General features: G+C 59.9%; 8 protein-coding genes. 5 read left to right on the forward strand and 3 right to left on the reverse strand.

What is annotated here, in order from left to right:
* The 4 genes from Q0105_RS17490 (at position 1) to Q0105_RS17505 (ending at position 6,524) form a co-directional block, all read left to right on the forward strand.
* Positions 1 to 1,101, forward strand: a complete 1,101-nt coding sequence (locus Q0105_RS17490; protein ID WP_298213417.1) for a type IV secretion system protein — start codon at positions 1 to 3, stop codon at positions 1,099 to 1,101.
* Between the two features lie 3 nt (positions 1,102 to 1,104).
* Entirely contained in the window at positions 1,105 to 1,407 is a 303-nt protein-coding gene (locus tag Q0105_RS17495) for a hypothetical protein (protein ID WP_298213418.1), read from the forward strand.
* Between the two features lie 1,789 nt (positions 1,408 to 3,196).
* Positions 3,197 to 4,282 (forward strand): ATP-binding protein, encoded by a 1,086-nt coding sequence (locus tag Q0105_RS17500; RefSeq protein WP_298213419.1) that lies wholly within the window; start codon positions 3,197 to 3,199, stop codon positions 4,280 to 4,282.
* Positions 4,275 to 6,524 carry a S8 family peptidase gene (locus tag Q0105_RS17505; RefSeq protein ID WP_298213420.1) on the forward strand — a complete coding sequence of 750 codons (2,250 nt, stop codon included), beginning with the start codon at positions 4,275 to 4,277 and terminating at the stop codon, positions 6,522 to 6,524. The genes Q0105_RS17500 and Q0105_RS17505 overlap by 8 nt, the downstream gene beginning before the upstream one ends.
* 694 nt (positions 6,525 to 7,218) lie before the next feature.
* Here Q0105_RS17505 and Q0105_RS17510 read toward each other — a convergent pair.
* The 3 genes from Q0105_RS17510 to Q0105_RS17520 all read right to left on the reverse strand — a co-directional run bounded on the left by Q0105_RS17510 (position 7,219) and on the right by Q0105_RS17520 (position 9,521).
* Complete coding sequence (locus Q0105_RS17510; protein ID WP_298213424.1) at positions 7,219 to 8,097, reverse strand: DUF6279 family lipoprotein; 879 nt, start codon at positions 8,095 to 8,097, stop codon at positions 7,219 to 7,221.
* 178 nt (positions 8,098 to 8,275) lie between these two features.
* Positions 8,276 to 8,491 carry a hypothetical protein gene (locus Q0105_RS17515; protein WP_298213421.1) on the reverse strand — a complete coding sequence of 72 codons (216 nt, stop codon included), beginning with the start codon at positions 8,489 to 8,491 and terminating at the stop codon, positions 8,276 to 8,278.
* Between the two features lie 88 nt (positions 8,492 to 8,579).
* Positions 8,580 to 9,521: a LysR family transcriptional regulator gene (locus tag Q0105_RS17520; RefSeq protein WP_298213422.1), complete on the reverse strand. Its 942-nt coding sequence runs from the start codon at positions 9,519 to 9,521 to the stop codon at positions 8,580 to 8,582.
* 186 nt (positions 9,522 to 9,707) lie between these two features.
* Between Q0105_RS17520 and Q0105_RS17525 the strand changes: the two genes are divergently transcribed.
* Positions 9,708 to 10,904, forward strand: a complete 1,197-nt coding sequence (locus Q0105_RS17525) for an acyl-CoA dehydrogenase (RefSeq protein ID WP_298213423.1) — start codon at positions 9,708 to 9,710, stop codon at positions 10,902 to 10,904.
* Positions 10,905 to 11,016: the final 112 nt, after the last annotated feature.

Genomic DNA, 11,016 nt, shown 5'->3' on the forward strand with positions numbered 1-11,016 from the left:
ATGGACGAACTCACATTATTCACCTTCATTGGTGAAACGATCACGAACGCCACCAATGCGTTTATGGTGCCAGCGGCTAACGAATTAATATACAAGCTGCAAATGGCTGTTCTTGCCTGCGTCACGCTATACATCGTGATGTCTGGCTATGCGGTTGCAACTGGCTCGATGGAATCGCCGTTTTGGACGGTCATGAAGCAATGGGCAAAGATTCTGTTTATCGGCTATTTCGCCTTCACGGCTGACGGGTATCACGAACAAGTCGTGGGCACGCTGAACGGTATTGAAACTGGCCTCTCCGACGTTTTGAAAATCAGCGCTCCGGGTACGCCGCCTTCCACCATCTATCAAACGCTTGATGAGGTCGTGAACAAGGGCGCTCAACTGGCCTCTATCGCCTTGCAGCAAGCCAGCGATGCAGGATGGAACATCGGCGCAGCGGCATCGTGGTTCATTACTGGCATCTTCATTTCCATCGGAACCCTGATATTTTCCATCGTCGGCGGCGTGAATATCATCGTGGCGAAGTTCTCCCTTGCCGTGATGTTCGCCCTTGGCCCGTTTTTCATTGCGTGCGCCATGTTCCCGATGACCTCGCAGTTTTTCGACAGGTGGATAGGTCAGGTGATGAATTACATTTTCACGATTGTGATTCTCGCCCTCATCATGTCCTTCGGCATCGTCGCATTTAATGGCTTCATCGGCGGCATTGATTTGTCAGGTGAGGGCGTACAAAACCCCTATATCGCCGGGCTTCAAATGTTTGGCCTGACCCTGATTCTGAGCTGGATTGCCATGCAGGCGGGCAACATGGCATCTGGCTTGGCAGGCGGCGTTTCCACCTCCGCGCTGTCACTGCGTCAAATCGCGTCGGGTGCAATGTCGCCGGCCCGTGCCGTGGGCGCTGCTCATAACGTGGTCAATCCCACATCAACCCGCCTTGACCCTCGCACCGGCCACCAGACGACAGCGCGGCGAGCCGAACACCTTGCTATGGGCCGCAGCGTGTGGGCGCGCAACCCCGCATATCGGGAAGCGATTAAGGAACGTTTGGCGTCGGCATGGGCCCAGCAGCCGGGCGGCGACGTGAAAGGTAAATAAGCCATGTTCAGCCAACTTGAACATGAAGCCCTGATGCGGCTCATGACCTATGCCACCGGCCACACGTCTGACAGCCAGCGAATTGCCCACTGGCTGCAAGAGTGGGAACACACCGAAAACCCGCGCACGGCTAAAGCGCATGTGCCGGGCTTGGCGGGTGCCTATTCGCTCGATGTGGCAAAGGTAGCCGAAGCTGCGAAGCGCAATGGCGGCCGGCCTACGACGCTAGGCCGCCCGGAATACGCCTACAACATGCGAAACATTGAACACGTTTACCCCCTGCCGTCGTTAGAGCAGGAACCATAGCAACAGCCTCGACCCCGCCTCGGCGGGGTTCTTTTGGTGACAACGGATCTCCCTTGATCGCGCGGCACGTCACCATCTGCCTGGCTTGGTGACGCTGGCAAATCGACCAGGTCGTTGCCCTGTCACCATTCGGAATCAAAAGCCGGATTCCGTAGGAATAGTAATAGCCTTACTACTACTATTCCTACTACCAGTCCCCGCTCCGCGCTCCGCTTGGGCAACCCCCTTCGGGTTGCATCCCGCGTCGGTTCTTGCCCGACTGGCTGCGGGGGCAGGCGCGGCGGGCGTTGCCCTTGACCTCCCCCTTGCCGAAAGGCTGTATAGCCTCCAGCGGCATCAAGGGTACGGCTTCGCCCACGTCCTCACCCGTTCGGTGCTCGCCTTCGGCTGCGCTCCGCATGCGGCCTCCGGGCGTGCCCTTGACACCACTTCCAGCCGAAAACCGAAGCCTTGGCCAGGATCGCAGCGCGCGGCCTGCCTTCGGCCAGCGGATGACGGGTCAAGGGGTTGGTGCGGCCCGCAGCCCATAGGGCGAGGACTCGGCCCCTTGACGCGGCAGGAGCGCCCCAAGCCTCCAGTCTGGGGGGCAGTCGAAGGAAGCGAAGCGCACCGCCCGCCTGCACCCCTGACGACAGAGGGCGACTCGCTCCCCTCGCTGGCGAGGGGCGGGGGGGGAGCAGCTACAGCGTCATGATTTGGGGTCGCTGCTTGCTGGCAACTGCATGTTGGATTGACTAGCTGGACTTGTGGATGGAGGCAAAGAACGCTTGGACAGCTGCATCGACTTCCGCCGAGTTGGCGACTTGGGGCGTGTGATTCTGTTGATCCGGCATGGGTATGACAAGGCGCACAGGCGCACCTGGAGTCACCGGAATTTCAGAGGCTCCGTCATCGCGCGGTATCAGCAGATATTCCCCGCCATCATCGGCTGGCCGACGCTTGTAGGCCCTGCAATGCTCACTCATCACTTCACCTCTTCCTCTATGTCGAAACCCTATCGCAGGGGATGTGGGCAAGCTGCGCGTTTTCACGAAAGAAATCGCAGGATCAATTGCTTGTCCACCGTTTTGTAGAGAACAACTATTTGTCCATACATGAAAACTACTTGGAGAGCTACTTGCCGGCCATCCGATTGTTGAAAATGCATTCTAAATCAATGACTTAAGTCTGAAATCGATACTTTTGTATCGGCGTTTCAGCGTGCCCGTATCGGTGTTTCAGCGTAACGATATCGGCGTTTCAGCGCGGATAACTTCAGCTGAAGGGATGAAATGCCTTGTCGGACAAGGATTTGCGCCACTTGGTGTCCGTATCGGCGTTTCAGCGTGGATAAATCTTGCCCGTCCACAGGCTCATCCACAGAATTTTGGTGACAGCCTTCCGGCCTGGCCAGCTCGCGGGTGTCGCCATCGCCGGGCTCTGCAGTTTCGGCGGTCGCTTGCGATCGGGCCTTGATGAGATCTGCAGGTATCAGTTATCCATAGCGCTGCGCGCCACCCGCAGGGCATGAAACGGGCGCGGCCCAAGCCAGGGCAGCCGCGCAAGGGCCGCCCCGCCGCACTGGCTGCGTCCCCCTCCCGTAGCGCGCAGCGCGTAGAGAGAGGGGGAAGGCGCGAAGCGACTCAGGGGGTGTTTCATCTCAGCTGCCAAGACGTGCAGGAAGCGACCAGCACTGTGCGACTCACGCCAAACAAGAAGGTAATTTTTCACAACCGACGGCTCAGACCCTGCAAACATGGAACATAATTGCAATCATGTTCCAAATAGTTCCATTTTGCACCGAGACCATATGAAAGAAGAACTACGAAAGGAATGGTCAGCACTGATGCAAGAAGGCGCGAGCGGCCATGCCACTCGCTTCAAGCTTCGGGGGATGCGACTTGCCCAGTTGATGCGGAAAACGGCCCCCGAGCTATCCGAAGCAATTTCTGCAGGTTTGAACGCAGCTCCGAGCTCCTTGACGCGCTTCGCTCCAAATGTGGTTCAGCGACCGGAAGTGCCAGAAGTGCTGGTCATTGAGGATGTACCGTTGTTGCCACAAGAGCCCATTTGGCCCGACACAGTAGAGATCAATTTGCACCGTTTGACTGCCGAGTGGTCCTCGCAGCCCGTACTACAGGAGGCAGGACTGACACCAGTGAGCACCGTCCTGTTGCACGGGCCACCAGGTGTCGGAAAGACCTTGGCGGCCCGCTGGCTCGCGCAGCAATTGGAGTTGCCGCTCGCGACGCTGAACATTTCCGCCACCATCAGCAGCTATCTCGGCAAGACCGGACAAAACATCACCCAGGCGATCGAATACGCACGGACGACACCGTGCGTGCTTTTTCTCGATGAATTCGATGCTCTGGGAAAACGCCGCGATGATCAGCAGGATGTGGGCGAGTTGAAGCGCGTAGTCAACGTGCTGCTGCAAGCGGTGGATTCGTGGAATGGCCCTTCACTGCTGGTTGCCGCAACCAACTTTGAGGACCTCCTTGATCCAGCGATATTGCGTCGATTTGAGTTAAGCATCCGGTTTCCGGCTCCGGGGCGTGCCCAAATTTCGCAGATCCTCAGGGCTCTGGACGTACCTGGTCCGCTGTCAACCGCGCTCGCTCCGAAATTCGAGGGGCGCCCATTGTCGGACGTGACCCGCCTAGTCATGCACGCTAGAAAGCGCGCCTTGTTGAGTCAAATGGATTTCTCGACAGCATTGCAGCTGTGCGCGCACGAACAGAGCCAACAGAAGTCAACCATCCAGTCGCGCAGGGAGATGGTCAGCTTGCTCCATGGCGCGGGGCAGAGTGCGCACCAAATCGCCCGGCAACTTCACACTACCCACACTACCGTCCTACGAGATCTGAAAACTATTCAGGGAGATGATCATGGCTGAGCCTACAGGGAACCTATTGATTGGACAGGGTGAGAAGCTCATCGAAAACGGTGATTGGTCTGGGTCGACCCGGCCAAAGCCGTTGCCTTACGCTATCGAACATCAGCGCTCCCTATTTGGGCCAACGCTAGACAAGCTTGCCCAAACGGCTCTGCACCAAGATTCCAAGCTCGCGCCGCGTAGAGAGATTGCAGCCAAGCTCATCATCCACCCTGAGTTTCTAGCCAAGTCCTACTTCCCAACATCGCTTCTGAACAATGCAGGGTTGCGGCTTCTCGGTTCACGCGCCATCGATGTAACGCCGCGCAAGATGGTACGGGGCAAGCCGCCAAAGCGCTTACCGACTGCCATGCTCATTGTGGCAGGTACAGCGGAAAGCTTTGTACGGGCATCGACATTGCTCGCCGACGCGGAGACGCCCCAGACGGTTCAGGATTGTTTCAACCGCCTTGAAAGCATCGATCCCTTTCTGCCACAGGATCGCAAGCAGGGTCTGGATTTCACCGAGTTCGACGGCAATTTCGAGGTCGTGCTGCATGCAGCAGTCCACGATCCGGATATCAATCGCGCATTCTTTGAGCTGGCCCGGAAACTGAATGCCCACTTCGACGACCGGCGAGCTAGGACAATTGGCGGATTAACGTTCCTGCCGTTGCAAATCCAAGTGGACGCGACGCGCGAGTTCGTCGGGGTCGTCGAATCCTTCACCCACCTGCGCGCCATCCGCAACATGCCGGTGCTGACGGATGACCCCATTACGCCGGATCAGGGTATGACCCGTTCACTGGCATTTGCCCCGCCACTTCCTCAGCAAGCCGCCATCGACGAGTCCCTGAGGGCGGTGATTTTCGACGGCGGTTTCACCCCGAAGCTGCTGCCATGGGTAAATGCGCTAGATGCGCCGGATTTGGCTGCGGTCCAGCCTAATCACCTTGAGCACGGCCAAGCGGTGACATCAGCGTTTCTGTTCGGCGCCATTGGGCCGGCGCAACACACGATCACACCACCCTACTGCAATGTCGATCATGTGCGAGTGCTTCCCAGTGCCTCCGGCGACATGCAGGTCGCCGACGTCATCGACCGGATCATCAGTACCCTACAGGCGGCACGGGACAATGGGCATCCCTACTCCCTCGCAAACCTGAGCCTGGGTCCCCGCGTACCGATTCTGGATGACGACCCACACGAATGGACGGTGCGGTTGGACGACTTTCTGTCCTTTGGCGACCTGTTCATGACCGTCGCGGTTGGCAACGATGGCAATGAGGGAACTGATCTGGGTCGCATCCAGCCGCCCGGGGATGCTGTCAATGCTTTTGCTGTTGGCGCCAGCGATGGCCACCATAGCAAAGCAGCGCGGGCCTTCTACAGCTGCGTGGGGCCGGGACGAAGCCCTGGCCTAGTTAAGCCAGATGCGGTGGCGTTCGGCGGGTCCGCCACGGAGCTGATGCGCATCGTCGATCCTGCATCTCGCGTCATACGCCATCGTGCCGGGACCAGCTATGCAGCGCCTCTGGCCCTGCGGCTCGCCGCCGGCATACAGGCCACAGTACACGAGCGGATCGATCCGATCATGCTGCACGCGCTGTTGGTATCCCGTGCGCAGTTCAATCCTTATCGGCACGATCAGACGGAGGTCGGCTGGGGCGTGCTTCCCGCCACAGTTGAAGATATCCTCTACTCGCCCGAAGACGAAGTCGTGGTCATGTACCAGGGTCTCATCGCGAAGGGATCACCCTTGAAGGCCAAGATCCCACTGCCGCCCGGGTTGCCGCCTGAACTCAAGACTACTATTGCGGCGACATTTGCCTACCGTGCCCCTGTCGATCCGGCCCACCCCGTGAGTTATACCCGGGCTGGTCTCGAAATTCGCTTCAAACCGGATGGCAAGGCATCGATTGGCTTTTTCAGCAAGACCAAGTTCGACACCGAGCAAACACTGCGCGCTGACGCTCTGAAATGGGAAACCTGCAGACACCATCAGCGCAGCATTCCGGTCAGTGACCTGACCGACCCTTGCTTTGTTATCCGCTACCAAGGGCGGGACGAAGGGGCGGCCGATGAAAAAGCGCTGAAGGACATGAATGGCACGCTGTTGCCGCCAGAGCTTCAACCAAGTGCGCTCCCATTTGCGTTGATAGTCCGCATAAAGGTTCCCGGCGTGCACGATCTGTCAGCACGCGTGCTTACTCAATTCAAGGTGCTTAGCAAAGTCATGCTGCGCGCTCAAATCCAGACGTAAGAATGGAAATCTGGCCGAAGCCAGGCACATGGACTGCTAGAGATGGGCAGCACTCACACATGTGAGACTGTCAGAGTCGGGGGCTCTTAAGGGTCTGTTGGGTGCCGGTCGAGTGATGCCCTGTGGTTGAGCGGCAGCGCTTAGCCGACGGGATCATTAAAAGTCACAGCGCGCCAAACATGTCCAAACCATAAAAACAACGTTGAAAAGAAGCCCGCCAGCAGTACAGTACAGGTACACAGATCAGTTTTCACTAACTTCGGAAAACTTCGATAACCTACTGATCTGTAATTACTTTTTCCTTCTTTAACCTTCGCTCAGCTTCGCACCGTTTACCCAGACAGCGCACCTCACACAGCGACTCAAAATCCCCCGCCGCAAGGCGTGCCGGTTCGATTCCGGCCCCGGGCACCACGAACGAGTCCAGAAGAGTTCATACTCTTCTGGACTTTTTTATTTCTCCTTTGAAATCAACGCCTTAGCTGCACGCACCCATCCAGACCAGTCCACTCCCATTCGAGAAATTGGGGTGCATTTGGGGGTATATTTTCAAAAAGTGGGGGTGCATTGTCACTGGCACAAAACAACGCCCCAGGCTCCCCCACGTAGCGCTGCAGAGCCTTTGTTGTATGCACCTTCCCAATGGACTGAGCCCCACGCAGCCATCCACTCACCCACAAAAACCACCCACCCATCACCGCGCAGCCAACGTCAAAAAATCCCGCTCATAGCCCTTGAGCGATTGCACTGCGCGCAGGCGCTGCGCTGGGGTCATGGCGTTGTGCAGGCGGGCGAAGCCTTCGCAGCTTTCTTCCGTCAGCGTTTGTGCGTAGCGCACGTATGCCGGGTCAGGGGACTCCGTCACGCGGGCCAGAAACGCCAGTAATAAAACACGGGCCTGCGCGGTGTTGTGGCGGTCGGCGCTGATGCTGCGCAGCACCTGGGCCAGGTCTTTTTGGCGGCGCAGGCGTTCGGCGTAGGTGCGCTGTGGGTCGAAGCTGGACTGGGCGATGACGGCGCGCAGCACCACTTTTTGCGGCTCTGCCAACGGGCCGTAGAAATCTTCCAGCCGTGATGACAGCTCTTTGAAGCGGCGCTCGCGCCGCTTGTCGGGTGACGGGTCCAGCCATTCCTTTTTCCAGTCGGCGTTGCCGTCGGCCTGTTCGCTCTCCAGGTGGCGTATCTGGGCCTCGGAGAGTTGCGATGCCAGCCACACCACCGTGGGCTCGGCCTGGGCTAGCACCTTGTCGAGTTGGGCCCGCGCTTCGCCATAGATGCGGCAAGCCTGGCCCGGCGAGATGGTCGACGGCAGTTGCTGCTGCACGTTTTGCAGCAACTCGGCATGCCGGGCCAGCATGGTGTCGCGGTGCCACTGGTGCAGGCCGTCCAGTTCACTGCGCACGCGCTCGACCTGGGTGTCCGACAGGTCGAGATATCGGTTCAGTTGCCAGTAGGTCAGGTGGGCGGCCTGGTGGTAGGCCAGCTTGACGGCGCTGCAGCCTTGCATGAGCAAGCCGCACACCGCCAGGGTGGCGATGCACAGGGTTTTGCGAAAGGCCAACGAGGTACGCACGAACAAGGGTTTACTACGGTGAAGACAGGCAACGCAGGATAGGCGCAACGCCGCACACCCAGCCCTGAGGGCGCCAATACCCGGACCAGAACGCATGGATTGACGGCAACGACGACGAACGAACGAACAAACGAAGAGCCCAGCCAACCCCGTGAGCGTTGATCCGTCAGTCAGTTGGTTAGTTGTTCTGTCGGCGTATCAGTTGGCGGCCATCGACCGTGATGGCCAGCTCGCCCCCTGATCCTTTGGTGATCAGGCCCCGCTCCAGCAGGCGCCCGGAGACATGGTCCTTGAGCGCGTGGGGCAGCGTGATGACTTCGCCCATCTCGAGTTGTTTGAGGGTTTCGATCTCATCCACGGTTGGATCGAAGTGCGGGGCATGGTAAGTGGTCATGGTGATCGCTCTCGAAAACTGAGTGATGAATGAAAGACTGACTTCCACGCAGCCAGATTAGTTCAGTGCTGCGGCGGATGCAAGCGCTTCATCCCGCACCAGGCGCCCCCGCCTCGGCCATGCGCTGCAGCCACCGCGCAAACGTGGCCAGCACCGGGGGCTGGGCCTGTGCGGGGCTGATGAGGTAGTAGGCGCGCTCGCCGCGCAGCGGGCGATTGCAGGCCACCACCAGTTCGCCGCTGGCCAGCTCGGCCTCGATGAGCAGAGGCGGGATCAGCGCCACGCCCATGCCGTGTGTGGCGGCCACGGCCAACATGGAGAACAGCTCGTAGCGCGGGCCGTCGAGCGCATGTGGCGCGTCCACGCCCATGGCATCGAACCACTGGCGCCAGCCATAGGGGCGTGTGCTTTGCTGCAGCAGCGGCAGCTCGGCCAGCGCCTCGGCCGCCACGGGCTGATGGGCGCGCCCTCGGCCTCGGGGCGCGGCGGACTCGAGCAAGCGCGGGCTGCACACGGGCACCACATCTTCGTGCATCAGCAACTGCGCCTGCACGCCGGGCCAGTGGGCCACCTGCTCCGGCGTGCCTGCGTACAGGGCGGCATCGAAGGTGGTGTCGGCAAACAAAAAGGGGCGGGTCTGCGTGTCGATGTGGACCACGATGTCGGGGTGCTCCTGTGCCAGCTGTGGCAGGCGCGGGATGAGCCAGCGCGTGGCAAAGGTGGGCACGGCCGCCAGCGCGATGGTGCCGCCTTCGCCTTGGTGGGCCATCACATCGAGCGTGTCGCGCTCCAGCCCCTGCAGCCAGCGCGCCACCTGGCGGCCGTAGTGCGCACCGGCGGGCGTGAGCACCACGCCATGGCGCGTGCGGCGAAACAGCTGCACGCCCAAGAACTCCTCCAGCGCCTGGATCTGGCGCGACACCGCGCTTTGGGTGAGCGACAGCTCTTGCGCGGCGCGGGTGTAGCTCTCGTGGCGGGCGGCGACTTCGAAGCACGCCAGGGCCTGGGTCGATGGAATATTGCGGCGCATGATGAAGAGGAACTTGAAACAGGCCAGCCATAGGGTGACGCAGCTGGCAGCAAGTATTCCATACATTCCAAAAACGCATGTCTTGATGAAAAGAACTCGCTTGCCGCCTGCAAAGCCGGGGCCTACGATGCGCCCCAGACCACCTTCTTTCCCCACCCTTTTTTCTTTCGACCTGGAGACACACACATGGCCCACGCCGCTTTTCAATGGGATGACCCTTTCCTGCTCAGCCAGCAACTGACCGACGACGAGCGCGCCATCCGCGATGCGGCTGCGGCCTATTGCCAGGACAAGCTGGCGCCCCGCGTGCTCGACGCCTTCCGCCACGAAAAGATGGATGTGAGCATCTTCCGCGAGATGGGCGAAGTGGGCCTCTTGGGCCCCACCATCCCCGAGCAGTACGGCGGTCCTGGTCTGAGCTACGTGGCCTATGGCCTGATCGCCCGCGAGGTGGAGCGTGTGGATTCGGGCTACCGCTCGATGGCCAGCGTGCAAAGCTCGCTGGTGATGGTGCCTATTCATGAGTTTGGCACCGAGGCGCAAAAGCAGAAGTACCTTCCAAAATTAGCCAGCGGCGAATGGATCGGCTGCTTCGGCCTGACCGAGCCCGACCACGGCTCCGACCCCGGCAGCATGGCCACCCGCGCCTACAAGGTCGACGGTGGCTACAAGCTCAAGGGCAGCAAGATGTGGATCACCAACAGCCCCGTGGCTGATGTGTTCGTGGTCTGGGCTAAGGAAGTGTCCGAAGGCGGCGCCGTGGGTCCTATCCGCGGCTTTGTGCTCGAAAAAGGCATGAAGGGCCTGACGGCCCCCGCCATCCACGGCAAGGTGGGTCTGCGCGCCTCCATCACCGGCGAGATCGTGATGGACGACGTGTTCGTGCCCGAAGAAAACGCCTTCCCTGAAGTGCAGGGCCTGAAGGGCCCCTTCACCTGCCTGAACAGCGCGCGCTACGGCATCGCCTGGGGCGCCCTGGGCGCCGCCGAGTTCTGCTGGCACACCGCCCGCCAGTACACGCTGGACCGCAAGCAGTTTGGCCGCCCCCTGGCTGCCAACCAGCTCATCCAGAAGAAGCTGGCCGACATGCAGACCGAGATCGCCATTGGCCTGCAGGCCTGCCTGCAGTTCGGCCGCATGAAGGACGCGGGCACGGCCAGCGTGGAAGGCACTTCCATCATCAAGCGCAACAGCTGCGGCAAGGCCCTGGACATCGCCCGCCTGGCGCGCGACATGATGGGCGGCAACGGCATTAGCGACGAGTTCGGCGTGGCGCGCCACCTGGTGAACCTGGAGGTGGTGAACACGTATGAAGGCACACACGATGTGCATGCGCTGATCCTGGGCCGGGCGCAAACGGGGATTGCGGCGTTTTCGAACTGAGCCAGCGTTACTCCTAAAACGATAGCTGCTTGCGCTTTATATATAAGCGCTAGCAGCCTTTTTTAGGGATTGCTATACAGGTATTGAAATATCTGCAGCCCAAAGTCGCTCA

The organism is Acidovorax sp., assembly GCF_027492855.1.
GTDB lineage: Bacteria > Pseudomonadota > Gammaproteobacteria > Burkholderiales > Burkholderiaceae_C > Acidovorax.

What these genes read in the sequence shown, in the direction of transcription:
- Q0105_RS17490 (WP_298213417.1), top strand. Translation starts at nt 1, where the DNA reads ATGGACGAACTCACATTATTCACCTTCATTGGTGAAACGATCACGAAC.
- Q0105_RS17495 (WP_298213418.1), top strand. Translation starts at nt 1,105, where the DNA reads ATGTTCAGCCAACTTGAACATGAAGCCCTGATGCGGCTCATGACCTAT.
- Q0105_RS17500 (WP_298213419.1), top strand. Translation starts at nt 3,197, where the DNA reads ATGAAAGAAGAACTACGAAAGGAATGGTCAGCACTGATGCAAGAAGGC.
- Q0105_RS17505 (WP_298213420.1), top strand. Translation starts at nt 4,275, where the DNA reads ATGGCTGAGCCTACAGGGAACCTATTGATTGGACAGGGTGAGAAGCTC.
- Q0105_RS17515 (WP_298213421.1), bottom strand. Translation starts at nt 8,491, where the DNA reads ATGACCACTTACCATGCCCCGCACTTCGATCCAACCGTGGATGAGATC.
- Q0105_RS17520 (WP_298213422.1), bottom strand. Translation starts at nt 9,521, where the DNA reads ATGCGCCGCAATATTCCATCGACCCAGGCCCTGGCGTGCTTCGAAGTC.
- Q0105_RS17525 (WP_298213423.1), top strand. Translation starts at nt 9,708, where the DNA reads ATGGCCCACGCCGCTTTTCAATGGGATGACCCTTTCCTGCTCAGCCAG.